The organism is Bradyrhizobium genosp. P, assembly GCF_049949265.1.
Classification (GTDB): domain Bacteria; phylum Pseudomonadota; class Alphaproteobacteria; order Rhizobiales; family Xanthobacteraceae; genus Bradyrhizobium.
Genome location: NZ_CP188195.1, coordinates 7992222 through 8017310, shown reverse-complemented (window position 1 = coordinate 8017310; position 25089 = coordinate 7992222). Strand labels below are relative to the sequence as shown.

Annotated in this window: 33 protein-coding genes and 1 riboswitch; of the genes, 13 read left to right on the top strand and 20 right to left on the bottom strand. The window is 63.9% G+C overall.

From position 1 onward, the window contains the following. The first annotated feature begins 89 nt into the window (after positions 1–89). Positions 90–1340 (top strand): lytic murein transglycosylase, encoded by a 1251-nt coding sequence (locus ACP2YO_RS38550; protein WP_426436285.1) that lies wholly within the window; start codon positions 90–92, stop codon positions 1338–1340. Positions 1341–1351: 11 nt separating this feature from the next. Then, positions 1352–1699, top strand: a complete 348-nt coding sequence (locus tag ACP2YO_RS38545; protein ID WP_426436284.1) for a DUF3088 domain-containing protein — start codon at positions 1352–1354, stop codon at positions 1697–1699. 74 nt (positions 1700–1773) lie between these two features. Here ACP2YO_RS38545 and ACP2YO_RS38540 read toward each other — a convergent pair whose 3' ends face one another. Together ACP2YO_RS38540 and ACP2YO_RS38535 are read right to left on the bottom strand one after the other, a co-directional pair. After that, positions 1774–2058 carry a hypothetical protein gene (locus ACP2YO_RS38540; protein ID WP_426436283.1) on the bottom strand — a complete coding sequence of 95 codons (285 nt, stop codon included), beginning with the start codon at positions 2056–2058 and terminating at the stop codon, positions 1774–1776. A gap of 236 nt (positions 2059–2294) precedes the next feature. Continuing rightward, entirely contained in the window at positions 2295–2582 is a 288-nt protein-coding gene (locus ACP2YO_RS38535) for a hypothetical protein (RefSeq protein ID WP_426436282.1), read from the bottom strand. A gap of 370 nt (positions 2583–2952) precedes the next feature. Here ACP2YO_RS38535 and ACP2YO_RS38530 point away from each other — a divergent pair, with 370 nt between their 5' ends. From ACP2YO_RS38530 to bfr, 3 genes are all read left to right on the top strand, one after another. Further along, positions 2953–3147: a hypothetical protein gene (locus ACP2YO_RS38530; RefSeq protein ID WP_426436281.1), complete on the top strand. Its 195-nt coding sequence runs from the start codon at positions 2953–2955 to the stop codon at positions 3145–3147. Between the two features lie 108 nt (positions 3148–3255). After that, positions 3256–3525, top strand: coding sequence for a (2Fe-2S)-binding protein (locus ACP2YO_RS38525; protein ID WP_426436280.1), 270 nt, complete (start codon positions 3256–3258; stop codon positions 3523–3525). 133 nt (positions 3526–3658) lie between these two features. Next, a complete protein-coding gene (gene bfr / locus ACP2YO_RS38520) occupies positions 3659–4147 on the top strand; it encodes a bacterioferritin (RefSeq protein ID WP_426436279.1) in 489 nt (162 codons plus the stop codon). A gap of 99 nt (positions 4148–4246) precedes the next feature. Here the strand turns inward: bfr and ACP2YO_RS38515 are convergent, their stop codons facing one another. The 5 genes from ACP2YO_RS38515 to ACP2YO_RS38495 form a co-directional block, all read right to left on the bottom strand. Next, positions 4247–4660, bottom strand: coding sequence for a hypothetical protein (locus ACP2YO_RS38515; RefSeq protein ID WP_426436278.1), 414 nt, complete (start codon positions 4658–4660; stop codon positions 4247–4249). Between the two features lie 407 nt (positions 4661–5067). Further along, positions 5068–5421 (bottom strand): hypothetical protein, encoded by a 354-nt coding sequence (locus ACP2YO_RS38510; RefSeq protein WP_426436277.1) that lies wholly within the window; start codon positions 5419–5421, stop codon positions 5068–5070. A 154-nt stretch (positions 5422–5575) separates the two neighbouring features. Beyond that, positions 5576–5923: an MmcQ/YjbR family DNA-binding protein gene (locus ACP2YO_RS38505; protein ID WP_426436276.1), complete on the bottom strand. Its 348-nt coding sequence runs from the start codon at positions 5921–5923 to the stop codon at positions 5576–5578. Positions 5924–5945: 22 nt separating this feature from the next. After that, positions 5946–7007 carry an alpha/beta fold hydrolase gene (locus tag ACP2YO_RS38500; protein ID WP_426436275.1) on the bottom strand — a complete coding sequence of 354 codons (1062 nt, stop codon included), beginning with the start codon at positions 7005–7007 and terminating at the stop codon, positions 5946–5948. 53 nt (positions 7008–7060) lie between these two features. Further along, on the bottom strand, positions 7061–7519 hold the full coding sequence (locus tag ACP2YO_RS38495; RefSeq protein ID WP_426436274.1) for a nuclear transport factor 2 family protein: 459 nt from the start codon (positions 7517–7519) through the stop codon (positions 7061–7063). Between the two features lie 139 nt (positions 7520–7658). Here ACP2YO_RS38495 and ACP2YO_RS38490 point away from each other — a divergent pair, with 139 nt between their 5' ends. After that, positions 7659–8351, top strand: a complete 693-nt coding sequence (locus ACP2YO_RS38490) for an ArsR/SmtB family transcription factor (RefSeq protein WP_426436273.1) — start codon at positions 7659–7661, stop codon at positions 8349–8351. Positions 8352–8356: 5 nt separating this feature from the next. On the opposite strand, the gene ACP2YO_RS38485 is transcribed toward ACP2YO_RS38490, so the two are convergent. Beyond that, positions 8357–8602 carry a DUF2188 domain-containing protein gene (locus ACP2YO_RS38485; RefSeq protein ID WP_426436272.1) on the bottom strand — a complete coding sequence of 82 codons (246 nt, stop codon included), beginning with the start codon at positions 8600–8602 and terminating at the stop codon, positions 8357–8359. Positions 8603–8719: 117 nt separating this feature from the next. Here ACP2YO_RS38485 and ACP2YO_RS38480 point away from each other — a divergent pair, with 117 nt between their 5' ends. Both ACP2YO_RS38480 and ACP2YO_RS38475 read left to right on the top strand, forming a co-directional pair. Further along, entirely contained in the window at positions 8720–8986 is a 267-nt protein-coding gene (locus ACP2YO_RS38480; protein ID WP_426436271.1) for a DUF2277 domain-containing protein, read from the top strand. A 103-nt stretch (positions 8987–9089) separates the two neighbouring features. Then, a complete protein-coding gene (locus ACP2YO_RS38475; RefSeq protein ID WP_426436270.1) occupies positions 9090–9293 on the top strand; it encodes a hypothetical protein in 204 nt (67 codons plus the stop codon). 48 nt (positions 9294–9341) lie between these two features. Here the strand turns inward: ACP2YO_RS38475 and ACP2YO_RS38470 are convergent, their stop codons facing one another. Further along, positions 9342–9881, bottom strand: coding sequence for a collagen-like protein (locus ACP2YO_RS38470; RefSeq protein WP_426436269.1), 540 nt, complete (start codon positions 9879–9881; stop codon positions 9342–9344). A 129-nt stretch (positions 9882–10010) separates the two neighbouring features. Here ACP2YO_RS38470 and ACP2YO_RS38465 point away from each other — a divergent pair, with 129 nt between their 5' ends. After that, positions 10011–10973, top strand: coding sequence for a hypothetical protein (locus tag ACP2YO_RS38465; RefSeq protein WP_426436268.1), 963 nt, complete (start codon positions 10011–10013; stop codon positions 10971–10973). A gap of 4 nt (positions 10974–10977) precedes the next feature. On the opposite strand, the gene ACP2YO_RS38460 is transcribed toward ACP2YO_RS38465, so the two are convergent. Then, positions 10978–11244, bottom strand: a complete 267-nt coding sequence (locus ACP2YO_RS38460) for a helix-turn-helix domain-containing protein (RefSeq protein WP_426436267.1) — start codon at positions 11242–11244, stop codon at positions 10978–10980. A gap of 177 nt (positions 11245–11421) precedes the next feature. Beyond that, the gene (locus ACP2YO_RS38455) at positions 11422–12189 is read right to left on the bottom strand and encodes an SDR family NAD(P)-dependent oxidoreductase (RefSeq protein ID WP_426436266.1); all 768 of its coding nucleotides are present in this window, start codon (positions 12187–12189) and stop codon (positions 11422–11424) included. 125 nt (positions 12190–12314) lie between these two features. Between ACP2YO_RS38455 and ACP2YO_RS38450 the strand changes: the two genes are divergently transcribed. Further along, positions 12315–12785 (top strand): hypothetical protein, encoded by a 471-nt coding sequence (locus tag ACP2YO_RS38450; RefSeq protein WP_426436265.1) that lies wholly within the window; start codon positions 12315–12317, stop codon positions 12783–12785. A 622-nt stretch (positions 12786–13407) separates the two neighbouring features. Here the strand turns inward: ACP2YO_RS38450 and ACP2YO_RS38445 are convergent. After that, positions 13408–13791 carry a RidA family protein gene (locus ACP2YO_RS38445; RefSeq protein WP_426436264.1) on the bottom strand — a complete coding sequence of 128 codons (384 nt, stop codon included), beginning with the start codon at positions 13789–13791 and terminating at the stop codon, positions 13408–13410. A 161-nt stretch (positions 13792–13952) separates the two neighbouring features. Here ACP2YO_RS38445 and ACP2YO_RS38440 point away from each other — a divergent pair, with 161 nt between their 5' ends. Beyond that, on the top strand, positions 13953–14387 hold the full coding sequence (locus ACP2YO_RS38440) for a hypothetical protein (protein ID WP_426436263.1): 435 nt from the start codon (positions 13953–13955) through the stop codon (positions 14385–14387). 29 nt (positions 14388–14416) lie between these two features. Here ACP2YO_RS38440 and ACP2YO_RS38435 read toward each other — a convergent pair whose 3' ends face one another. Further along, a complete protein-coding gene (locus tag ACP2YO_RS38435; protein ID WP_426436262.1) occupies positions 14417–14938 on the bottom strand; it encodes a mismatch-specific DNA-glycosylase in 522 nt (173 codons plus the stop codon). Positions 14939–15230: 292 nt separating this feature from the next. On the opposite strand from ACP2YO_RS38435, the gene ACP2YO_RS38430 reads away from it, so the two are divergent. Then, positions 15231–16898: a flavin-containing monooxygenase gene (locus ACP2YO_RS38430; protein ID WP_426436261.1), complete on the top strand. Its 1668-nt coding sequence runs from the start codon at positions 15231–15233 to the stop codon at positions 16896–16898. Between the two features lie 738 nt (positions 16899–17636). Here the strand turns inward: ACP2YO_RS38430 and thiC are convergent. The 6 genes from thiC to ACP2YO_RS38400 form a co-directional block, all read right to left on the bottom strand. After that, on the bottom strand, positions 17637–19550 hold the full coding sequence (thiC, locus tag ACP2YO_RS38425; protein WP_426436260.1) for a phosphomethylpyrimidine synthase ThiC: 1914 nt from the start codon (positions 19548–19550) through the stop codon (positions 17637–17639). A gap of 139 nt (positions 19551–19689) precedes the next feature. Continuing rightward, positions 19690–20298, bottom strand: coding sequence for a thiamine phosphate synthase (locus tag ACP2YO_RS38420; protein WP_426436259.1), 609 nt, complete (start codon positions 20296–20298; stop codon positions 19690–19692). Then, entirely contained in the window at positions 20285–21067 is a 783-nt protein-coding gene (locus ACP2YO_RS38415) for a thiazole synthase (RefSeq protein WP_426436258.1), read from the bottom strand. Before ACP2YO_RS38415 ends, ACP2YO_RS38420 begins: the two co-directional genes overlap by 14 nt. A 172-nt stretch (positions 21068–21239) precedes the next feature. Next, the gene (gene thiS, locus ACP2YO_RS38410; protein WP_426436257.1) at positions 21240–21437 is read right to left on the bottom strand and encodes a sulfur carrier protein ThiS; all 198 of its coding nucleotides are present in this window, start codon (positions 21435–21437) and stop codon (positions 21240–21242) included. Between the two features lie 7 nt (positions 21438–21444). Then, positions 21445–22458: an FAD-dependent oxidoreductase gene (locus ACP2YO_RS38405; protein WP_426436256.1), complete on the bottom strand. Its 1014-nt coding sequence runs from the start codon at positions 22456–22458 to the stop codon at positions 21445–21447. Beyond that, a riboswitch (TPP riboswitch) is annotated at positions 22446–22590 on the bottom strand. (Overlaps the previous gene by 13 nt.) Before the next feature lie 49 nt (positions 22591–22639). Next, complete coding sequence (locus ACP2YO_RS38400; protein ID WP_426436255.1) at positions 22640–23170, bottom strand: transglycosylase SLT domain-containing protein; 531 nt, start codon at positions 23168–23170, stop codon at positions 22640–22642. 225 nt (positions 23171–23395) lie between these two features. Between ACP2YO_RS38400 and ACP2YO_RS38395 the strand changes: the two genes are divergently transcribed. After that, the gene (locus tag ACP2YO_RS38395) at positions 23396–23719 is read left to right on the top strand and encodes a hypothetical protein (RefSeq protein ID WP_426436254.1); all 324 of its coding nucleotides are present in this window, start codon (positions 23396–23398) and stop codon (positions 23717–23719) included. A gap of 15 nt (positions 23720–23734) precedes the next feature. On the opposite strand, the gene ACP2YO_RS38390 is transcribed toward ACP2YO_RS38395, so the two are convergent. Then, complete coding sequence (locus ACP2YO_RS38390) at positions 23735–25087, bottom strand: ATP-binding protein (protein ID WP_426436253.1); 1353 nt, start codon at positions 25085–25087, stop codon at positions 23735–23737. Positions 25088–25089 lie beyond the last annotated feature (2 nt).

Below are 25089 nucleotides of genomic sequence, written 5' to 3'. Positions count from 1 at the left end.
CGCGGTTCACAGCGATCCGGTGTCGTGATAAGGCTCACGACACGAACATGACGGGAGATGGCCGGACGATCCGCCCATTGGGTCTTTGCGTGAACAGGCTGTTGGATTTGCCATTCCTCCGCGCGCTCGCCTTCGGGCTTCTGATTGTATCCTGGCCGATCGTCTCGCCGGCGCGCGCCGCCGACGCGGCGTTCACCCAGTTCATCGCCTCGCTCTGGCCGGAGGCGCAGGCCGCCGGTGTGTCGCGCGAGACCTTCGATCGCGAGACGCGTGGGCTCGAGCCCGATTACAAGCTGCCTGATCTGATCCTGCCCGGCCGCCCCAAGACAGGCGCACCGGCGCAGGCCGAGTTCGTGCAAGTGCCCGCCGACTACATCAAGGAAGCCTCCATCGCGCGGCTCGCGGAGGAGGGGCAGAAGCTTTGGCAAAAATATCGCTCGGCGCTCGATCAAATCGAGAAGCGCTTCGGCGTGCCGGCCCCGATCGTGCTGGCGATCTGGGGCCGCGAGACCGACTACGGCCGCTATTCGCTGCCCTACGACACGCTGCGCGTAGTGGCGACGCAGGCCTATGTCGGCCGCCGCAAGGACCAGTACCGTACCGAGTTCATCCTCGCGCTGAAGATCCTCGGCGAGGGCGTGGTGACGCGCAAGGAGTTGCGCTCCTCATGGGCCGGTGCGACCGGCTACACCCAGTTCCTGCCGTCGGAATATTACAAGCATGGCGTCGATCTCGACGGCGACGGGCGTGTCGACATCTGGCACTCGGTGCCGGACGCGCTCGCTTCCGCGGCGCAGCAGCTCGTCAACAAGGGCTGGCAGCCCGGTGTGCGCTGGGCCTACGAGGTCAAGGCGCCGGCCAATGTCGACTGCACGACCGGCGTTCCCGAGGTGACGAAGCCGATCGGCGAGTGGCTGCGAGCTGGCTTCGTTCCGGTGCGCGGGCAGAAGCTTGGCGCCGCCGAGCAGGCACAATCGGCCTCGCTGCTACAGCCGGAGGGGATCTACGGTCCCGCCTTCCTGACCACGCAGAACTACTTCGTGATCAAGGAATACAATTTCTCCGATCTCTATGTGCTGTTCGTGGGCCATCTCGCCGATCGCATGACAAGCCCGCTGCCGTTCGCAACGTCCTGGTCGACTTCAACGCAGCTGCGTTCCGCTGACGTCGAGGCGATGCAGCGGCATCTGACGCGGATCGGACTCTACAAGGACAAGCTCGACGGCAAGGCCGGCATGCAGACCCGCGCAGCGCTCGGCGCCTATCAGAAGTCCGCCGGACTGAAGGTCGATTGCTGGCCTAGTGACGCGGTGCTGCGTTCGATGTGCGCCGCGCGGTAGAAAGAAACTGGATGTTGCGGGACAGGCTGTTCCTTCTCAAGCCCGATTTCGAGGACCTGGCCTTTCCCGGCCGCCGGTTCTATTGCTGGCACTGCGCGTTGCTGGAAGGCGTGCTGGCGTCATTTCCGCAATTGGCCGCTGCGATCGATGTCGAGCGGATCGCCTGGCCGCGACCAAGGCGGGAGGTCGTCGATCTGATTGGGGTCGAGAACCAGTCGCTGCCGGTGCTCGTGCTCGCCGATGATGCCGGGGCCGGGCTCGAAACCGGTCGGGCAAACGGCCGCCGGTTCGTCGAGGGCAAGGACGCGATCTTGCGCGTCCTGACCCAGAGGCACGGAATTCCCGACGCGCATCCCTGAACAAACAAAAACCCGGCCGCAGGCGGCCGGGTTTGAAGGCAATGCGCGCGAGACACGCCCGCGATGCGGTCGGCTTAGTCGCAGACCTCGACGCGGCGGAAGCGCCAGCCGTAGCCGTCCCAGAACCGCTCGCGAACCCAGCGGCAGGGGGCTTCTTCGACATAGGTCGGCGCCGGTGCAACATAAACCGGGGCTGGACGGCTCTGCGCAATCGCGCCGCCGAGCAGGGCGCCGCCGATCAGGCCGCCGACAACACCGGCTGCGACCGCGCCGCCGTCTCCCGCCTTGGCCACCGGGGCAACGGCCAGCGAACCCGCAATCGTGGTGACGACGACGAGGGCAGCTAAAGTCTTCTTCATGTCTTTGGCTCTCTTGGAAGGGTGATGGCGCCGTGATTCGGCGCCGGGTTTGGGGTGACGCGCACGCTGGTTTCGAACTGCTGTCTCGCTAAACAGCGCATAACAGTCAATTGAAAGTAAACGCCGGTGCGATCATCCCGAAAAAAGCGGTTTTTTCGGGCCCTCAACAGCGAGATGTCCCGGAAAACAGCCGTTTTCCGGGACATCTGGTTAGATTTAGTCGAGATGAACGAGGATTACTCGCAGACCCTGACGTTGCGAATGCGCCAGCCGTAGCCATCCCAGAAGCGCTGACGCTGCCAGTAGCAGGGCGGGCCGGCGACATAGGCCGGGCCGGGCGCGTAGTAGCCGGGTCCGTAATATGGATTCTGCGATGCGATCGCGCCGCCGACGATGGCGCCACCGATCAAGCCTGCGGCGACACCAGCGGCAACACCGCGCTGAGCATTGGCGGGGGCGGGCACCGCCACAGCCGAAATCGCCAGAGTGGCGACGGCGCAAAGCGCCAGCAATGTCTTCTTCATGGCTTCACCTTTCTCTCGGATCAATGACAGCTTGCGAGCGGTCTATCGCGCGAAGTTTCCATACTTCGTTTGAATGATCAATGAACGAAGCCGCCTCATTAGCTTACGAATGTGTGCTGCTTTGTGGCAATGTTTCGCGCCGTACAAACCGGGAACATGTCGACGGGCGCTGGAGAGTCCGGGATGGCGATGAGCGGAATGATGGTCTTCATGATTGCGCTCGCCGGCGCCTCGCTGCTTGCCTACGCCCTGACAATCGGGAACGCGAATCGCCGCCTCGGACGGTCCAATGCCGGTGACGGCGCGATCAATTCCACGAGCGCTTCCGACGGAGACGGCGGGGTCTCCGGCTGGTTCAGCGGCAGTTCCGATGCCGACCATTCCGGTGGCTGCAGTGACGCCCCGAGCGGCGACGGTGGTGGTGACTGCGGCGGCCGTGGCGGCGATGGAGGAGGCGGCGGAAGCGGTGATTGACCGCGATCGGCCGACGTCCATCCGGGAACACCCGACGCTGTCCGCGATCGAAATCGATCATGTCCAGAATTTTAAATTCGTTCCAATCTGAACAGCACATCAGTTTGGAATTGCTTCAAAAAGGCTCTTTTCCTTTTGCATCCGATCGAGCCGTTCAATAGATGATTTGCAGCATCACCGATGGACCTGCTGATCTCAGATGATTGTCTGTTCCTGTAACGTCCTCAGCGACCACGATGTCCGCACTGCCGTCAGTGCCGGCGGAGCCGCGACCCGAAACGCCAAGCAGGTTTATGGCTGCCTCGGCTGCAGTGCCGAATGTGGCCGCTGCGCGCGTACCATCAAGGCAATCATCGACGAGGCGCTGGGCCCCTGTGCCAAGGCCTGCTGCGCCGGCTGCCCGCACGTCCATCCCCACGCGGCCAACGAGGACGAGCCGGCCACCGAGTTTGCGCTCGCGGCCTACTGAGTCCCGCTCAAATCCCCTGTTTTCTTTGTCCACGCGCCGGTTCCGCAGAGGTTGCTCTTGCTGGCAATCTAATTTAGAAGCATTCTAAATTGAGAATCCCGGCCGATCTTGGCCGCGACAGGTGGAGTGGATCATGCAAGGCGACCCGAAAGTCATTGATTATCTCAACAAGGGGCTGCGCAGCGAACTGACCGCCATCAATCAGTACTGGCTGCACTACCGGGTGCTGAACAATTGGGGCCTGCTCGAGATGGCCAAGGTCTGGCGCAAGGAATCCATCGAGGAGATGGAGCACGCCGACAAGTTCACCGACCGCATCCTGTTTCTCGACGGCTTCCCGAACATGCAGGTGCTCGATCCCTTGCGGATCGGCCAGGACGTCAAGGAGATCATCGAGTGCGATCTCGCCTCCGAAATCGCCGCGCGCACGCTGTACCAGGAAGCGGCGACCTATTGCCACGGCGTCAAGGACTATGTCAGCCGCGACCTGTTCGAGCAGTTGATGAAGGACGAGGAAGACCACATCGACTTCCTCGAGACCCAGCTCGACCTGATCAAGCGTATCGGTCTTGAACTCTACACCCAGAAGCACGTCGGCCATCTGAAGGGCGAGGATTCCTGATCGGCTTCGGCTGAATCGGAAACCGTCCCTGCAACTACGAGAGGCCGTCCATTTGGGCGGCCTCTTTCGCTTCACAATATTGGTTCGACCCGGGCCCTGTCAGTAGCACCGGGTGATGTTGACGGTCCGATCTCCGCCGCGTCCGGGAACGACCACGCTCTCCGTAGGGCAGCTCGACACATAGGGACGATCGGACGGCGCCACCGCCGGCGGGTATCGGTGCGCCCAGTCCCAGGGAACGTCATCGGTGAAGGTGTAACGGATGTCGTTCGAGACCGGCGGCGCGACCCCCGCGAGGGGCTCGCCGGACGGACCGTCATAATATCCATATCCGCCTACGTCCCCCCAAAAGGTGCCGGGCACGCGTCCGTGATGGCGGAAGGCTGGATGTGGGGACGTGAACGCACCGCGCGGCGCTGTTCCGGATCTGGCGAAGGTTTCCGTCGAGCACGCAAACATCAGCGCTGCAACGCCGACGGACGCAACAAACGCCGCAGATATTCGATACGCCATGGCATGCACCAACTCTTCGGTTACGGAGCATTGTGCGGACGCTAAGCCGGGCTCCATCGCGCCAGCAAACCCATAGTTAATTATTGGTTAAGAAGTAATCTTAACAGGGCAGGCTGCTTCAAAATGGCGCGAGGCACTTGTCTCGTCCGAGTTGCTCCTGACGGACTATTTGGTCTTCCGCCACGGCCAGTCAATTACGCCGGCGCAAAGAGCGCCCACCAAACGAGCACCGGCTGAAATGCCAGCCGCGGTCCATGGTAGAGCCAGCTGTTGCTGATGTAGGGCAACTTGCCGCGGCATAGATCGCTGCGAGGATCCAGCGCAGGGCGGCACGGATGCGTTCGTCTGATATCGCGGACATCATCAGCGGACCTAACACAGCGCTGCGGTGTGCACCACGCGGAACGCTAGACGGAGTCCGCGGGAACAAAGCAGCTGATGATGATGCCGCCGCGGTGGTGCACGTACCACACCACCGCTTCGCCGACCGGATTGCCGCGGTCGCGGATGATGGCGCGTTCGGGCACCATCATCCATTCGCCCTCGATCGGCACCCAATAGGCGCCTTCACGCACATCGTAGCTGGTGCGGTGGCCGTCTGAGATGTCGCAGCAGGGCACGCCGTTCGGTGCCATCACGCTTTTGAACCAGGCGCGAATGTCTGATGGCAAATTGTCGTACTGGCCGTTGTCGAAAGCGAGCGCAGTGCCGGTGAACGTCGAGAGCCACGCAAGCAGGGCGATATGCGTGAACCTTCGCATCCGGATCCTCCACGTAAATCTCGGCCGCCCACGCGTGGCGGACGACGCATGGGCGAATCCCGTTATTGTCTGCAATTAGGCACGAACCGCGCACGAGATGCATGCTCAAAGAATGAGCGAGGCCGGGCTGAGAAGTTTGATGCGCTGCGGAAAATCAAGCGCGCTTCGCGGCGCGTGGTTTCGCGGCCGGCTTTGCAGCGATGTTATCCCGGGCCATGGTCAGCGCGCTACGCAACGTCGCCGGATCGGCTTTCGCAAGGCGGACATGGGTGCTGCCACCTTTGCCCCAGCCGCCCGGCACGGGCCGGAAGATGTCGGGCTCCGCCTCGACCACCATCGCCTGCTGCTCCGGTGTCAGCTTGACCATGCCCCAGGCGTCGTCGGGATAGCCAATGGTTGCGAAGATGCGCTTGCCGACGCGGAAATCGGCGTGGCCCTGATGCGCACCCTCGACTGCATCGGGCAGGCTCAGCGCGATCTTGCGGAAACGGTTTTGTGACATGGCTTTGACCTCTGAGTTCGGCCTACATCGTTCGCTGCGGCGCGGTCTGCAGCAGCTCCTGCAATTGTTTGGCGTAGAACTTCGCGTCGCCGGTGGTGAGATGGCCGCGCGTCTCGATGCTGGCTGGGATCAGAAAGATTTTGCCGTTCTTGATCCGCTTCACTGCGGCCTCGGTGACTCCGGTCTCCGGTGGGTTGCGTTCATCGTCGGCAGCATTGATCGCGAGCAGCACGGCCTCGATCTTCTCCATTCCGGCCAACGGATCGTAGTCGTGCGAGGCCTCCCATTGATAGATGTAGTCGTTGGCGTCTGATGTGACCGGCAGCGCCAGTTGCTCGTCGACCATCTTGTCGGCCTGCGCTGCCGCCGGTGCCAGCGTCTGGTAGCCGAGCGTGCCGCCGGCACTCGCGAAGCGGTAGGCCGCGACGGCGTATTTCATCATCCGCGGCTGGCTTGTGTAGTTGCCGTTGTTATAGTCGGGATCGTTGCGGATCGTCTCCAGCATCATCCGGCGCAGGATCCAGTTGCGCGCCGCCATCGCGGTCGGCTGCGACGCCATCGGCACCAGCACATCCATCATATGCGGATAGCGCACGCCCCAGATCCAGGTGTGCATGCCGCCCATCGAGTTGCCGATCACGAGCCGCAGATGCTTGATGCCGAGGCCCTCGGTGACGAGCCGATACTGCGCATCGACCGTGTCGTCGTAGTCGTATTTCGGAAAGCTCGTCCGCATCACATCCGACGGTTTCGAGGATTTGCCGTGTCCGATGCTGTCGGGGATGATGATGTAGTATTTCGACGCGTCGAGCGGCTGGCCGGCCCCGAACAATTCGCCGGCGAAGCTCGGCGTCAGCATGCTGGCGGCCGAGCCGCCGGAGCCGTGCAGCACCAGCACCGGCTGTCCGGTCGGCGCGCCGACCGTGGTGTAGTGCAGCCGCAGCTCCGGCATGATCTCGCCGGTGTGGAACTTGAAATCCTTCGCGATCCACTCGCCGTCCTGCGGCGCAGGATAGTCTGCAGCCATTGCGGTGACCGATATCGAGACGAGAGCGACTGCAAGCGCCGCGCACAAGCGGATCATCGTGTTTCTCCCCGGGCGCGGCGCGTTTGTCCAGCCGCCTCGTTGCGAGCCTATCATGACGGGCGCGCCCGTCCGAGAGGCCGCGAGTGGCCGGGACGGGGAGTTATCGGCCAACCAGCCCTCAGCACGTTGAGCGCATACCATCCCCAATAGACGCGGTGGCGCTGGATCAGTCCATCCTCGATCTCCATGATTTCGACCAGGTCCATCTGATCGCCGTCCGGCGACTGGCGCGGATATTCCCAGGTGATGACCCGGCCGTCGCTGAAGAAGCCCTGCTTGAAGCGTTTGCGTTGCGGTGGGTTGGTGCGGAATACCCGCGCAATGAACTCGCGCAGGGCAGCCTTGCCGCGGACGATGCCGTCGCTCGTCTGCATCAGGTGCTGAACCAGCGGGCTTTCGATCGAGGCCTCCGGCGCATAGAGCGCCAGCGCCGCCTCGAGATCCTTATTGCCGAGGGCTTGGTCCCAAAGCCGGTAGATGCGCTCCGCATCGTTCGTATCGGTTGTCATGGCCGTTCTCTTTCGTTCCGTTGACCTGTGCCGATCAGAGCGGATGGCGCTGCTCCGATGTTTCAGGAAAATCTGAAATGAGTTTCGTGATCTTCCGATTGCCGGTAGGACTGTCCCGGTCGATTTGGAGAACGAAGCGGTGGGATCATCCGGTCAGTCGGTGCAGACGGGATTTTCGCGGATCGCCGAAGCGCTGGGCGATCCGGCGCGCGAGGCCATGGTCAGCGCGCTGGCCGACGGCAAGGCATTGCCCGCCGGCGAGCTCGCCTCGGTTGCCGGCATCTCGCCGCAGAGCGCGAGCGCGCATCTCCAGAAGCTCGTGGATGCGAGCGTGTTGTCGGTCTGGGCGCAGGGCAGGTTCAGGTACTACCGGATCAGGGATGACGACGTCGCGGCGTTGATCGAGAGCCTGGTTGATCTTGCGGCGAGAGTGAGTGCCGTGCGCAAGCGTGCGCTGCCGGCCGAGCAGCTCCGGCAATCGCGCACCTGCTACCATCATCTGGCGGGCCAGCTCGGCGTGCTGTTGTCCAACGCACTGATCCGCCGCCGGCTCGTCGTCGTCGACGGCCGCAGCGGTCACGTGACCGAACAGGGGCTGGCGTGGTGCCGGGCCGAGAAGATCGATTTCGACCCGGCGCGGCAGCCGCATCTGCGGCCCTGTAATGACTGGACCGAGCGCGTGCCGCATCTCGCCGGTCCCTTTGCCAACGCCGTGCTGGCGCGGCTGCTCGAGACGCGCTGCGTTGCGCCGCACCGCATTCCGCGCGCGCTGCGCGTCACGAACCGGGGACGGGCGTTCTTCGATCGGCTTGGCGTGCAGGTTCCGTTCTGACTGGGCTAGCGGCTGTCCTCGACCTCCGTCTCCGGGCGATCGTTGCCCGCCGCGGTTTCAGTCCGCCATTTCCCGTCGGCTGTCTCGTATTCGATCGCCTCGGTGCGCCCGGGCACGCGTTGCTCGGTGGCGACGCGTCGCGCGGCAGCAAGCGCCGCGGCATGGGTCGGGAACGGTTCCGAGAAGACGCCGCTGACGGTATAGGCCCAGCCGCCGTCGTGCTGGACGACCTTGTAGATCACGTGGCTCATGGGGAACCTCTCCGTCGTGGACGATGCGGATGTGAGAATAGACCACGATGTCGTATTTTGCAGCAACCGATCGTCCTTGAGGGAGCAGCCCGATCGCCGGGCCAAACGGAGACCATCATGTGCCGCAACATCAAGACGCTGTTCAACTTCGAGCCGCCGGCCACCGAGGACGAGGTCCACGCCTCGGCGCTGCAGTTCGTGCGGAAGCTCTCCGGCTTCAACAAACCATCGCAGGCCAACGAGGCTGCGTTCAATCAGGCGGTGACCGAGGTTTCCGAGGCTGCGCGAAGGCTGCTGGTCTCGTTGCAGACCACGGCGCCGGCGCGCGATCGCGAGGTCGAGGCCGAAAAGGCGAAGGAGCGCTCGCGGCTGCGGTTCGGCTGAGATGGGCGCCAGACCTTGATCCAGGTTGCCGTGATCCAGATCACGGACCAGCGACACGGCACCGGGCAGGATCGCCGCCCGCCCCGGCCCCCGGAGCAACGCCATGAAGCCTGCCGTCCCGCTCACCCTGTGTTCGATCGCGTTCGCCGTGCTGTGGACCTGCGGCATGCTGTGGTCGAGCGGGGCGATCGACCGCACCAACGTCATCATCCTGTCGATCTGCGGGGCGTTTGCGGGGGTGGGCTCGTACTACGCCATGCGGTGGGTGTTCCAGTTCATCCACCTCGGCCCGCCCCGTGATCCCTAGACGAACCACACGCCGACTGTTGTGCGCGGATCACAGGGACCGGACGCGCTACTTTTTGTCCTTCTTGTCCTTGTGACGGTGCTTCTTCTTTTTCTTGTGATCGTCGTCCTCGCCCGAATCATCCTCGCCGAAGTCGGCGGCATCGACGTCGTAGGCGATCGCTTCCGCCGCCGCGCGCTCGGCGGCTTCATGCTCGGCCTGCTCGACCGCTTCGCGCTCCCTGGTGCGCTTGTAGTCTTCGTAGGCGTCGAAGATCATGTGCAGCCACGGCATCACCTGGTCGATCGACGGCAGCTGGCCGGCCGGGCCGGCTTCGCCGCGCGGGCCCGCCGGTCCCGGGGCGCCTTGCGGGCCGGCCTCACCGCGTGCGCCCTGCGGGCCTGCCTTGCCCTGCGCTCCCGGCTTGCCCTGTGGACCAGCTTTGCCGACGGGGCCGCCCTTGCCGGCCGGACCCGGCTTGCCGCGCACGCCTTCCGCGCCGGGGCGCCCGGGATGTCCCTGCGGGCCGGGACGTCCCGGCTCGCCCTGACGGCCCTGTGGCCCCTGCGGTCCCCGTAGTCCCTCGCGGGAAGTTGTGTCGTCAGCCACTGCTATGCTCCGTCGAGATGTGAAGCCGCTTGTAACAGAGGTTGGACGAGGGCTTCAATTCTGCTGGCCAGCGCTGAGGCGAGCGATCAACAGTCATAATTCGATGCGCCTTGCACGGAGGAGAGCGCGTTGCGGTTCCTGAACGGCACGGGACAGGCTTGGTCGGCCCTCGACATCGTGGTGACACGACACGATGTGCTTGACGAAGCGAGCTTTCGCGGCACCGGCCTGCTCGATCTTTATGCCGAGCTGTTTCCTATGAGCGAGCGCGACGACCCTGATGATATCGTGCGCTGGGTCTTGTCCGACGATGTGGGCGAGCCGCGACACTTTACCATCGACGGTGAAGAGCTCTCGTATCGCCTCGATTCGCGCTGCTTCATCCTGCGCGCCGCGGGGCGCGCGATCGGGCTCGGCTTCTTCACCTATGACCATGCAAGCCGCCTGATCTCTTGCAATCATGTCGGCGTGGGGAAGGCGTGGCGGGGCGGCGGGCTGGCGCAGACCTTCTATCGCGAGATGGTCGATGCGCTCGACGAACTGTTCCCGCATAACATCGGCGTGGTGCTCGAAGTCGAACCGTTTGATCGCGAGAGGCTCGAGGCGATCATCGCCGATCTCGAACGCGAGCGCAGGCGCCGGCCCGGCACGGATGAAGCGGGCGTGATCCGAAAATTGCTCAGGGTGAGCTGGTATCGCAAGCTCGGCTATTCCCTGTTCTGCGACGCGCGCACGGGGCGAGCGCTTGGGTGCCGCTCGCCCTGTCTCGACCCGTCGTTGCCGTCGCCGGCCTGGGCGGGTGAGGAGGAGGATTACTGGCTGATGTGGCACACGCGGCGCGGCGTGCTGCCCGCGGTGACGGACGCCGGCGAACTCTGGCGGACGGCGGTTAGGGCGATCTATGTCGAGATCCTCGCAAAATCGCTGGTCGCGGCGGATCCGTCTGTCCGCCGCGATTACTGGCACTACGCGAACGAACTGGTCGCGCGGACGCTGCGCCAGACATCGGCGACGGAGATCGGCCTCTCGCTCGCCGCGGACGACGCGCTGCTCGCACGCTGGCGTCGCCTCGCGATCGATCTGCCAATCTGAACCTTTACGCCGCCGCGCGCTCGACATGCGGCGGCACCTCGATGCCGTCAGCGGAATATTCGCGGATCTTGTTGCGCAGGGTGCGGACCGACAGCCCGAGCACGCGCGCGGCGCGGGTGCGGTTGCCGTCGCAGCGCGCCAGCGTCTGCAGCACGAGCTCGCGCTCGACCTCGCCGACGGTGGCACCGATCAGCATTAGCACGATTTCATTTGGGGCCAGCGACGGCAGCAGCAGTGCTTCCGGCGACGGCAGGGTGGACGCGTAAGACATTGACAAACTCCCGATCAACGCCCGCCTCGGCGATGAGGCGGAAACATCGAGTACCCAACTACCCCAAGCCCGTAATTCCACGGTGTGCCGGTTTGGTTAACAAGTCCTTAACGCGCCCCTAACCATCTGTGCATCAACGAAAATACCCCGAAATCGCCACGATTGCGGTTCCATCCGTCACAGCGTCCGATAGCCGCCATCGACCATCACGATCGTGCCCGAGACATAGGCCGCGAGGTCGGAGGCGAGGAAGATCGCGGGTCCCACGATGTCCTCCGGTTGGCCGGCACGGCCGAGCGGCGTGTGATCCATGAACACCTTCACCAGATCGGGATTGGTGGCGCGCACCTTCTCGTTCAGCGGCGTCTCGATGAAGCCAGGGCCGATCGCATTGACCCGCACGCCTTCCTTGCCGAGCTCGGCGGCGAGCGCCTTGGTGAAGCCGAGCACGCCATGCTTGGAGGCAGTGTAGGCCGGCGAGCTCGGCGTGCGCAGATGCACGAAGGACTGGATCGAGCCGATATTGACGATGCGTCCCCTGTTCTTGCGCAACGGTGCGAGGAACGCATGCGTCACGTTGAAGACGCCGGTGAGATTGATCGCGATGATGTCTTCCCAGTCCTTGATCACGGCCTCATCAGTACCGAGCATGCCGTTGCGGCGCGCGATGCCGGCATTGTTGACCAGGATCGAGACCGCTCCGACCTTGTCGGCGACTTGTTTCGCCATCGCGATGCAGGCGTCGCGATTAGTGACATCGAGCGCAAAGCTCTCGGCCTTGCCGCCGGCATCGCGGATCTCTTGCGCCGCCTCCGTTGCGGCCTCGCCATTCATGTCGAGCAGTACGACGCGCGCGCCTTCCCTGGCGTAGCCCGCCGCGATCGCGCGCCCGATGCCGGAGCCCGCACCGGTGACGACGGCGATGTGATTGTCGAGAAGGGGCATGGCGTTTCCTCGTTTGGTTTTTGAGTGTTGTCGACAACACTATTCAAAACTGCACCAAGCGAAACGCCAAGCGGCGTTTGCGCGTTGCTGTCATCTGAATTCGGAAGATGCGGATGGAGCGGAACATGCACCCGCAGATCAGACAATGGAAACTCGCGATCGAGCGTTTTCGCGCGGCGCCCGACCCTGACTATCGCGAGATGGCGCGGTTGGTCGCGGAGATCGCTGCGACCGAACACGACGAGACGCTGCGGCAGGCCGCCGCACAGGTGCTGCCGGTCCTGCGCCAGGCGGCAACATCCGCCGACCGCCGCACCAGGGAGATGGCGCATCGCCGCCTCGGCATCATCGGCGATGCGCTGCATAGGCTCGCCATGCCGCGGTTCGGCCGGCGCGGCCTGGTGCCGAAGGCGCCGACGCAGGAGGATCAGTACCGGCAATTGCTCGGCCTCCCGCTCGGCCGACGCCTCGCCACGACCGAGATTCATCAGGCGTTCAAGCGTGCCGCCAAGACCGTGCATCCCGACGGCGGCGGCAACGGTCCGGCGTTCCACGAACTCGCTGCCGCGCGCGACGCGCTGATCAGGCATCATTGAGCGATGGTTCGGATACATGAGCAGATAACGCGGGGTAGGCGTCGAGGCCTGGTGCGCAATTGCGCACGGGGGCCGGCGATGACATCTGTGGATGGGGACGCAGCTTCGCATTCTCGCGACATGATTTGTCCGACCTTTGCTCTTCGTTTGCCCTCTCACTTTGCAGAGGGCGCAGGGAAAGCCGGGTGCCGATTGCACCCATGGGCCCGGTGCAACAGAAAGCACGGGGGTAGGACCACAGGTGTAACCGGAAACAACCCGGCTTTCCCTGCGCGATGGTTTTACGGCTTACTTCGTGCTCTTCCCGGCGAGACCAGGCTTTTTTGTCACCGTCATCCGCGAGCTGCATTTGCGTCTCACGGAATCGACACCTGCCACTGAGGCGTCGGAACCACACGACTTCACCGTCCGCGTAGCGCGCGCTCGTCAGTCGCACGCTCCACGTCCACCGCATCCCACCGCGCGTTCGTGACGTGCGCTCGCCCCTCGATCGGGTGGGACGGACGGATTTATACACCGATCTTTATTTCTGTTAAAACGAAATATTTTTCATGCGAGGGCTTGCGCCGTCGGGCAAATCAGTGATTGAGCGCGCGAGGGCGCATCCACTCAGAAGGCCACTTCACCCCTTCACCGACGCCACACCCTCGATCTCGATCAGCATCTGCGGGTTCGGCAGCGCCACCACTACGCAGGTGGTGCGCGCGGGATAGGGGGCCGGGCCGAATGCGCCGGCGTAGAGCGCGTTCATCGCTGCGACGTCGGCGGCGCGGGTCAGCAGCACGTTGACCTTGACGAGGTCGCGCGTCGTGGCGCCGGCCTCGTCCAGCACGCGTTTGAAATTGGTGGCGACATTGGCGAACTGCGCCTCGAAGGTATCAGGCAGCGCGCCGTTGGCGTCGAAGCCGGGAATGCCGGATATGAACAACAGGTCGCCGACGCGGGCGCCGAACGATAGCGGCGGTGCCTTGATGCCACGCGGGGGAGGAAAATGCTGGATGGGCATGGTTCACCATACGAATGGGTTCGCACAAACGTGGCCTGATGATAGACTCCACGGGTTCAGGGACAAGCTCAACCCCGCATGCCCGGCGAACATTTCAACCCTGCCGCCCATCGGGTAGACTGGCCCGATTCCTGCCTCTCACCTCGTCCGGAGAACACCCCATGAGATTGTCATTCGTCGCCCGCGCCGTGCTGCTCGCGCTGGCGCTGTTCGCCGGATCGTCCGCCGCCCGGGCCGAGGAAGGGGCGGTGACGCTCGTCATCTTCAAGGGGGGCTGGATCTTCGGCGGCTCGATCGGCAAGGGCGTCATGACCTTCCACGGCCAGACCTACGGGCTCACCGCCGGCGGGCTGGATTATGGCCTCGTCTTCGGTGGGTCCCAGACCACGTTGCAGGGGCGGGTCCGGAATATCCGCCGGGCTCAGGACATCGCCGGCGTCTATGCCGCGGCCGGTGCCGGCGTTGCATTCGGCGCCGGCGTGCGCGGCATCGTGCTGACCAACCAGAACGGCGCGATCCTGGAACTGGCCGGCAAGCAGCTCGGGCTGATGGCCAACCTGGACCTCAGCGGCCTCGCGATCACGTTGAAGGAATAACGCGACCCGTTGGCTCCATCGGGGCTACGCTAGTCCGCCTTGATCCGCTCCCCCAGATCGCGCCACGGCTGCGAAGCCCAATGCCCTGACGCCGCACCCGAAGGCGACGGCAGCACGAACACGTCCGGAAAGTCGCTGAGCGGCTTCTGCCGGCCGAACGCGATCGCGCTGGTCGGCCGGTGATAGAACAGGCTCGCCGCCTTCTTGCTGGTGAAGGCGATGGTCTTCGGCCGATACGTCTCGATCTTCGCCCGGAAGCTCAGCACATCGAACGACTGTCTCGCGATCTCGTGATCCATCCCGGCGCCGGTCTTCGAGAGATCGGTGAAACCGATGCCGAGCTCGAGCAGCGTGGTGAACTCATCCGGCCGATAAAGCCGCGGCGTGATCGCGGCTTCATGCAGCGCGCGCCAGAAGCGGTTGCCGGGATGCGCGTAGTAATGCCCGACGGCGGCTGAGCGCGTGCTCGCCGCGGTGCCGACGAACACGAGCCGGAGGTTGGCGCGGAGCTGGTCGGGGAGGCGGTGGGAGTGATCAGGGCGTTCTATCATGACGTTCTGTCGCTTGTGGGACGCGAGAGCCTGATGAATTCAGGTTGAATGGATATCGCGGCATACACATTGCACCTCCCCCGCAAGCGGGAGAGGGAGCACAATCCCCTCGGCGTTGCCGTTCAACCCAATCGCGCTCTCGGCGTTAGAAGCGCAATGATCGATGTGGCGCAGGCAGCGCCTCAACGCAAGTTGCGTGGCTGATGCTCTTCGCGGTCGCCGGTTGCCTGATCAGGCAAAAGGGTCTGTAATCGACGCCAACAGAAGCAAGAACAAAATTCCGGAGAAGGAAATGTCGGAAGCGGCCAAAACCCATTACGAGGTGATCGTCGTCGGCGCCGGCGTCGCGGGCATCTACCAGATCAAGCGGCTGGCCGATCTCGGCATCGACGCCACCGTGCTCGAAGGCGCGCCCGATCTCGGCGGCACCTGGTACTGGAACCGCTATCCTGGCTGTCGTTTCGACTCGGAGAGCTACACCTACGGCTTCTCGTTCTCCCGCGAACTGCTCGACGAATGGCACTGGAAGGAGCGCTTCTCCGGTCAGCCCGAGAATCTGCGCTACCTCAATTACGTCGCCGACAAGTTCGATCTGCGCAAGCACATGCAGTTCAACTGCAAGGTCGAGGCGATGCGCTTCGACGAGACGCACGATCTCTGGCAATTGAGGATCAGTGACGGCCGCACGCTGACCTGCCGCTTCGTGGTGCTCTCGATTGGGCTGCTGTCGGCGCCGACCATGCCGCGCGTGGAGGGGATCGACGACTTCAAGGGCCGCTCGTTCCATACCTATTACTGGCCGCACGAGCCGGTCGATCTAACGGCTAAGAAGGTCGCGGTGATCGGCACCGGCGCCACCGGCATCCAGGTGATCGGCGAGATCGCGGACAAGGTCGGTGACCTCACCGTGTTCCAGCGCCGGCCGAACTGGAGCGCGCCGCTCAACAACAGCGCGATCTCGGAAGCTGAAATGGCCGACATCCGCGCGCGCTATGACGAGATCTTTGCCGCCTGCGCGCTGACGCCGGGCAGCTTCGTGCATGGGCCGGACAAGCGCGGCTTCTACGAAGTGAGCCGCGAGGAACGTCTCGCGTTGTGGGACAAGCTCTACGACGAGCCCGGCTTCGGCATCTGGCTGGCGAATTTCCGCGAGATCTTCATGGACGTATCAGCCAACGCCGAACTATCCGAATATATCGCCGACCGCATCCGCCGCCGCGTCAGGGATCCCAAGGTCGCCGAGAAACTGATCCCCCGGGATCACGGCTTCGGCGTGCAACGCCTGCCGCTGGAGACCAGATATTTCGAGGTCTATAACCGCGACAATGTGCATCTCGTCGATCTCAGCGAGACGCCGCTGGTGCGTATCACCGAGAAAGGCCTGCGCACATCAGCTCGCGACTACGAGTTCGACATCATCGTCTACGCCACCGGCTTCGATGCCATCACCGGCGCCTATGATCTGATCGACATCAGCGGCATCAGCGGTGCAAAGCTCGCGGACAAATGGAAGCAGGCGCCGTCCACCTTCCTCGGCATGATGGTCCACGGCTTTCCGAACCTGCTGATGCCGACCGGCCCGCAAAGCGCCTCCGCGTCGACGAATTTCCCGCGTGGCATCGAGAACGGCGTCAACTGGTGCACGAACCTGCTGCAAACCATGTGGGATCGCGGCCTGACCCGCGCCGACGCCACGCTGGAAGCGCAGCAGCGCTGGACCGCGCACGTCGCCAAGATGTACGAGATCATGCTGATGCGCAAAGCCAAGTCCTGGTTCACCGGCTACAACTCGAATGTCGCGGGCCATGAAGAGGGGACGGTGCGGTACTTCGTCTACAACGGGGGTACGCCGAAGTTTTTGGGGATCATCAATGACGTCGCGGCGAAGGGGTATCAGGAGATCGAATTCAGCAAGGTCGCGCGGAGCGGCGGCCGCTGGCGCATCGGCGTAGGTGCGTAGCCCGCATGAGCGCAGCGATATGCGGGACGGATACAAACCCCGGATGTCGCTGCGCTCATCCCGGCTACGCTTGCTGCTGAGCCGCTAACGCGACGAATTCATCCACACCCGTTGTAGCGTTTCAAATGCGACATGTGGAAAGAGGTCCCGTTTCTTTTGGTAACTCCGTTCTTCATAGAGCCATCGCACTTTTTCAAATTGGCGATATACCAAGCCCACGAACTGCTGAATCTCGACGTCCACGCTCAAAATTGACGTTCCGCATGGTGGGGAGCCATTCCAGCCCTCGCAGGACCAAAATTCAATGCGAACTATATGCTTTTGCGTTGGATGAACGGATGCCGCGACTATAGTCGCCCCAGGCTCGTCAAGCAGGCGGGCCATGCACTGAGGCTCACCTCGCAACAGCCTGCAACATAGCTCGGATAGTTCTGCTATAGGGTCCGACATAATGTGCGTGACGCGTACAGAGATCTGAGTGTTGGGGGCCAGAACGTACAAGTCACTCCATCCAGCGACGCCGCGGATGTAGAGCAGATCGAATTCGTCCGTGAGGTTTGGCGAATCTTCTGAACACATTCCTTGATCTAACTTTGGTTAGCCGCTGGTAGAGGCACAATTTGTCGGCGCGCGTCGCAATTTCGGGACGTGTCCCCTTTCTGGAAGCGCAGGAATTTTTGCCTCGGCGTGAAGCCCAGTTGGGCGCAGCAACATGCGGGACAGCATTCTGCTCCTCCCTCACAACATCCGATTGCTCTCCTTCACCTTCTCCGCATCGAGATACAAGTTCTCGCCCATCTCCTTGAACTTCTGCGACATCGACGCCATGCCGTCCTCGATGACGCCTGACATCGACATGCCGACGCCGGCAACGGCGCGCTTGTCGGGGTCGTTCAGCGTCGCCGCGTAGTCGCGGACGTCCTGGGTGATCTTCATCGAGCAGAACTTTGGGCCGCACATCGAGCAGAAATGCGCGACCTTGTGGGCTTCCTTCGGCAGGGTCTCGTCGTGGAAGTTCTTCGCGGTCTCGGGGTCGAGGCCGAGGTTGAACTGGTCTTGCCAGCGGAAGTCGAACCTCGCGCGCGACAACGCGTCGTCGCGCAGTTGCGCGGCGGGGTGGCCCTTGGCGAGATCGCTGGCGTGGGCGGCGATCTTGTAGGTGATGACGCCGACCTTGACGTCGTTACGATCAGGGAGGCCGAGATGCTCCTTCGGCGTGACGTAGCAGAGCATGGCGCAGCCGAACCAGCCGATCATGGCAGCGCCGATGCCCGAGGTAATGTGGTCATAGCCCGGCGCGATGTCGGTGGTCAGCGGTCCCAGCGTGTAGAAGGGGGCTTCGCCGCATTCCTTGAGCTGCTTGTCCATGTTGATCTTGATCTTGTGCATCGGCACGTGGCCGGGGCCCTCGATCATGACCTGGCAACCCTTGTCCCACGCGATCTTGGCCAATTCGCCGAGCGTCTCCAGTTCGGCGAACTGCGCGCGGTCGTTGGCGTCGGCGATCGAGCCGGGGCGCAGGCCGTCGCCGAGCGAGAACGAGACGTCATACTTGCGCATGAGATCGCAGATCTCGTCGAAATGCGTATAGAGGAAGCTTTCCTTGTGATGCGCCAGGCACCACTTCGCCATGATCGAGCCGCCGCGCGACACGATGCCGGTGACCCGGTTGGCGGTGAGGTGGATGTAGGGCAGGCGGACGCCGGCGTGGATCGTGAAATAATCGACGCCCTGTTCGCACTGCTCGATCAGCGTGTCCTTGTAGAGCTCCCAGGTCAGCTTGACGGGATCGCCTTCGCACTTCTCCAGCGCCTGATAGATCGGAACGGTGCCGATCGGCACCGGCGAGTTGCGCAGGATCCATTCCCGCGTGGTGTGGATGTTGCGGCCGGTCGAGAGGTCCATCACGGTGTCGGCGCCCCAGCGGATCGCCCACACCATCTTGTCGACTTCCTCCTCGACCGACGAGGTCACCGCCGAGTTGCCGATATTGGCGTTGATTTTCGTGAGGAAGTTGCGGCCGATGATCATCGGCTCCAGTTCGGCGTGGTTGATGTTGCAGGGGATGATCGCGCGGCCGCGGGCGATTTCGCTGCGCACGAATTCCGGCGTGATGAAGGCCGGCACCGCGGCGCCAAAGCTCTCGCCGTCGGCAAGTGCCGCTTCGGCGCGTTCGAGCTGCGTCTTGCGGCCGAGATTCTCGCGCTCGGCGACGTAGATCATCTCCTTGGTGATGATGCCGGCGCGGGCAAACTCGAGTTGCGTGATCTTGTGGCCGTCGAGGCCGCGCAGCGGCGTGTGGTGCGCGGTGAAGGCCTTTGCCGCGTGCGAGGCGCCGACATTGCCGTTGTCCTCCGGCTTGATGTCGCGGCCTTCATACTCTTCGACGCCGCCGCGCTCCCTAACCCAGGCCAGCCGATTGCGCGCCAGGCCGGAATTGACGTCGATGGTGACGGTCGGATCGGTGTAGGGGCCCGAGGTGTCATAGACCGGCAGGTTCGGCTCGCCGGCACCTTCGGAGAGCATGATCTCGCGCAAGGGCACGCGGAGTTCGGGCGCGGCATCGGGCGTCGCGAAGATTTTTCGCGACGACGGCAGCGGGCCGGTGGTGACAGCGGGAAACGTGGTGTCGGGGTTGGAGCGGATGTTCATGGGGTATCCTCCTTACTTCAATTCGTTGGCGTCGCTGCGCGGGAAACAAATATCGCTGTCATCCCCGCCTAGTGCGCAATTGCGCACAGGCCGGGCGATGACAACGGAGTGAGTGGCACGAGGCTTCGGAGAGGGCGCATCACGCGGCCTCCGCGGATTGGCCGAGCCACTGCCGCACCCGTGCATCGGGGTCGGCGTTCTGGGTGACGTCGCTGACGACGGCGATCGAATCGGCGCCGGCCTCAAAGATCTCGGCGGCCTGCTCGAACTTGATGCCGCCGATCGCGACCAGCGGAATGGGGCCGACGCGCTTTTTCCATTCCGTGATCTTCGGAATGCCCTGCGGGGCGAAGCGCATCGATTTCAGCGTGGTCGGGAAGATCGGGCCGAGTGCGATGTAATCGGGTTTTGCCTTCAGCGCGATCGCCAGCTCTTCGTCGTCATGGGTGGAGATGCCGAGCGTCAGCTTCGCGTTTCGGATCTCGGCGAGGTCGGCCTCAGCGAGGTCTTCCTGGCCGAGATGCAGATGTTCGGCGCCGGCGACAACAGCCGCGCGCCAATAGTCGTTGACGACGAGCTTTGTGCCCGTGCCCTTTGTTATCGCCAGCGCGTCGGTGACGATCTGAAGCGCCGCGCCGTCGTCGAGGTCTTTCGCGCGCAACTGGATGGTGCCGACGCCGAGTTTGGTCAGGCGTTCGACCCATTTGAGGCTGTCGACGACGGGATAGAACGGATCAGGATACGGCATGCCAGAACGGGGTCCCAACAACAGGAGTGGACGGGGAAGCGAAGTCGCGAGCATCCATCAGCCCGGCTTGATAGGCGGCGCGGCCGGCCTCGACGCCGAGGCGGAAGGCGTTGGCCATCGCAACGGGATCCGCGGCTTTTGCGATCGCGGTGTTGAGCAGCACCGCGTCGTAGCCGAGTTCCAGCGCTTCGGCCGCATGCGACGGCGCGCCAAGGCCGGCGTCGACCACCAGCGTGATGTCGGGCAGGCGATCGCGCAGCAGCTTCAGCGCGTCGCGGTTGATGATGCCTTTCGCGCTGCCGATTGGCGCGGCCCACGGCATCACCACCTTGCAGCCGGCGTCGACCAGCCGTGTCGCGACCGAGAGATCCTCGGTGCAATAGGGGAACACCTCGAAGCCGTCCTTGATCAGGATGCCGGCGGCTTCGACCAGGCCGACCACATCGGGCTGCAGCGTGTCGTTGTCGGCGATCACCTCGAGCTTGATCCAGCTCGTATCGAACAGTTCGCGCGCGAGCTTTGCGGTCGTCACCGCCTCGCGCACGCTGCGGCAGCCGGCGGTGTTCGGCAGCACGGTGACGCCGAGTTCGCGGATCAGCGACCAGAACGCATCGCCGGTCTTGCCGCCGGCCGCCTCCCGCCGCAGCGACACCGTGACGATGCCCGCGCCCGAGGCCCGGATCGCGCCCTGCATGATTGCGGGCGAGGGATAGAGCGCCGTGCCGACCAGCAGGCGCGAGGTGAAGGTTTTGCCGTAGAAGTTCACCATGTCCGAGGTGTCTCCTCAAATGTGGTCGTCATCCCCGCGAAAGCGGGGATCCAGTACGCCGGGACGCCTGAGATGAATCGAAAGGCCGCGGCGTACTGGGTCGCCCGGTCCATGTGCGCAATTGCGCACAGGCCGGGCGATGACAGCGGTGTATTTGGCGCGATCATCATCCTCACCCTCCCTGCCGCGGCGTGATGATCTCGATCTCGTCGCCGGCCTTCAATGAGGTCGCGGCCCAGCGGCTCTTCGGCACCACGTCGTAGTTCAGCGCGATCGCGAAATGCGTGCCCTCGTATTCGAGTTCGCCGAGCAGCGCGTCGACGCTGGAAGCCGCGATGTCGCGCTGCTCGCCGTTTACGATCACACGCATTGGACGATCACGCGCATTGCATCACCTCGTTGTCGATTTCGCCGCGCGCGACATAGGCGAGCGTCAATTCCGCCAGCGCCGGCGCCAGCAGGAAGCCGTGGCGGTAGAGCCCGTTCACGCTGATCGCATCCTTGTCGATCGCAATCTTCGGCAGATTGTCGGGAAAAGCAGGCCGCAGCCCCGAGCCGAATTCGACGATGCGTGCCTCGGCAAACGCCGGATGCACGGCGTAGGCGGCGCCGAGCAGCTCCAGCGCCGAGCGCACGCTGACCCCTCGATCTTCGGCCTCGATCGACGTCGCCCCCAGCATGAATCGGTTGTCACCGCGCGGGATCACGTAGAGCGGCCAGCGCGGATGGATCAGCCGCACCGGGCGCGCCAGCTCGACCTCCGAGGTTTCGATCACGATCATCTCGCCCTTGACGCCGCGCAAGGACGGCGCGCGGTCGCGTGCGGCTAGTCCCCGGCAATCGATCACCAGACCGTCGAGATCATCGGCCGTGGCCGCGCTGTTGAAGGTGATGGTGCCGCCGGCTTTCGCGATCGCCGCATGGAGCTGCGGCAGCACGCGGCGCGGCTCGACATGGCCTTCGTCGGGATAAAACAATCCGCCACTGAAATGGCCCTCGAGCGACGGCTCGAGCGCGCTGACGCCCTGCGCGTCCAGCCTGCGGTGGCCGGCGGTAAACCGCGCAAAGCGCTCGAAATCGGCGCGGTCGCGCGGATGCGCCACGACCAGCGATCCGTTGAACGGGGTCTGCGGGAAATGCTCGCGCCACAGCGCCAGCGAGCGGATGCCGAGCCGCGAGATCACGGGCTCGGAGGTTTCAGCCTCGCACCACGGCGCGAGCATGCCGCCGGCCCAGTGGCTGGTGGCATCCGTCATCGCGGCGTCACTGCGCTCGTGCAGAGTGACGGTGTGCCCTGCCTGCGCGAATAACAGCGCTTGCCAGGCGCCGGCAATGCCAGCGCCGATGATCGAGACGGGGGAATCCCCCCGCGGTCGTAACGTCTGATACATCCCTGTCCCTTCGCCGGCATGACCCGGATCAGGTTCAAAGGGTCACCGCGGTCCCGGACTGTTCGCCATCACGGCTCAAGCCCAAGCTTGCGGTATCTCAGCTCCTCCTTCGGAGCACCCCTCGGAACGCCCCTAATGTAAGCCGATAGGCCGGAGTGTCAACAAACACTCGTCGTCTGCGTCATTTCGTCGGAACTGGCTCTTCGGCGCTGGCATCGGCGGCCGCTTGAGCGTTTTTCTCCTGCTTGGCGAGCTCCTTCGGCGGCGCACTCTCGCCGACCTGCTTGGCCTCTTTCAGGTGCTCGATGCGCTGGTGCTTTGCGACGTAGTAATACCCGCCCGCGAAATAACGCACGGCTTGGTCGAAATCGCCTTTGGCAGCGCGATAGGCGCCGGCAAGGTATTTGATGCCGTAGGTGAGGTTGGTCTCGGCATCACGCAGGCCTTCGGCGGTACCGGTGTAGCCGAGGCCGCGGGCGGTCGCGAGCTTGATCTGCATCATCCCGATGGCGCCGCCGCGTCCGATCAGCTTCGGCTGGTACTTGCTCTCGCGCACGATGACGCGATGCACCAGCTCCTCCGGCACCAGATTGGCTTTGGCGTGGGCCGCCACCGTCGCCTCATATTGGGCGCGCGATTGCGCCTGCGCACTGGAGCCGAATGCCAGCATCGCTGCCGCGGCGAGCCAGGCAAGGGTTTGAGAGGTCTTCATTTCGGATCGTTTGCGCCCATTCACGATATGTCAGGTTCTGCGTCCTGAATGGTACGGCGAGCGGGCAGGAATGTGGCAAAACCTCCGCGCGACAAGAGGTATTCCAAGAGGTATTTCATGAACGGGGAGCGAAGCCGGCGAAGTTGCTTCAAATTGTCGGAGCCGATTTTGCCGCACGCCGCGCGAGTGCGGATTGTCGTGCAAACGACTCACCGGAGTTGTACAATGCGCGCCAACAGCGTGCGCTGGTTTGAGTCAGCCCATCTGTCCAATCAGCATCACGCCACAAACGCTCCAGGGAGATGCGCCATGACTCCTCAAGGTTGGACTCGTCAAGATATGACTCGTCAGGATTTGGCCCGTCAGGAGTCCGGCTATTCGCCTCGCGAAAATCCTTGCGCGCAATGCGGCAGGCCGATCCTGCGTCCGGATTGGGTGGAGCACGGCGAAGGCCGCACCACCTATCTGTGGAATTGCCGCGCCTGCAACTATCGTTTCGAAGCGATCGCGATCTACGACCACGCGCAACTGACCCCGCTCGCGGCGTAAAGTCCGGCCGCCTGATCAGGCCGCCGATCTCCGGGCTTGCTGCTGGTGTTGCACCGGCAACTGGATTCGGACCACGAGCCCATGCGGTTGCCGGTCGTGCAGCGACAGCGTGCCGCCATGCGCGAGCACGATGGCGTTGGCGATCGACAGGCCAAGGCCGAAACCCTCGGCCTCGTCCATGTTGCGTGCGTTGTCGCCGCGCACGAACGGCTCCAGCACGTTGGCCTTGTGCGCGTCGGAGATGCCGGGGCCGTCGTCCTCGACGTCGATGGTGATGTGGTCCGGCTTGACGTCGAGGTGGACGGTGGCCTGTCCGCCAAATCGCACCGCGTTCTCCACCAGATTGGTGACGCTGCGATGCAGGTCGCCGGGCCGCGCCGTCGCCATCGCGTGCTGCGGACCCTGATAGGTGACCTTGTGTCCCATGTCGGTGAACTGGTCGGTGACCAGATGCAGCGTGCTCGCGATGTCGACCAGCGTCATCTCCTCGAGCCTGCGGTCATTGCGCAGGAACGACAGCACCGATTCCAGCATCGAACGCATCTGGTCGAGATCGCGCAGCATGCGATGGCGATGGGTCTCGTCCTCGATGAACTCGGCGCGCAGCCGCATCCGCGTGATCGGCGTCCTGAGATCGTGGCTGATCGCGGCCAGCATCTTGGTGCGGTCGTCGATCAGCGCGGTGATGCGCTCCCGCATCCGGTTCAGGGCCTTGGCGAGCGAACGGATCTCCTCCGGACCACGCTCGGGCAGGGGCGCCGCGGCGCCACTCAGGCTGAAGGTCTCCGCAGCCTTGACGAAGGACGACAGCGGCGCGGTCAGCGCCCATGCAGCCCACAGGCCGAGCAGGGTGACGCAGATGACGGCGAACAGCACTGTCATCATCCAGGGCCCGCCCCAGAATGGCCGCATGTGCTGATCCGGCATCAAATTGGCTGATATCATCTCGCCGTCGGGCAGGCGAATGCCGACGCGGCGGGACTGGTCGTCCCGCGAATTGGCGCCCGGCTCGCGCGGCAGCAGGAAGACGTGATAGCCGGCCCCGAGCCGGCGCAGCGCGTGCAGGCTTGGCGCGTCCGGCTCGCTGAGTTGACTTGCACCCGCCGGCAGGTCGCCGATCGCGAGTTGCGGGAAGGCGCGCGCGATATCGTCCTTCAGCCGCGGCCGTTCCGATGCCGGGGCATGCCCGAGCAATTGCGCGGCGGCGGCGAGCTGGGTGTGCCAGCGATCCGACTGCTCGGGCCGGTCGGGGCGGTGGATCAGGAAACTCGCGGTAAAGATCAGATGCAGCGCGACGATCGACACGACCACCAGCGCTGCGATCTGTGCGCCGATCCTCCGCAGACTCAATACGCGCAGGAATTTCATGG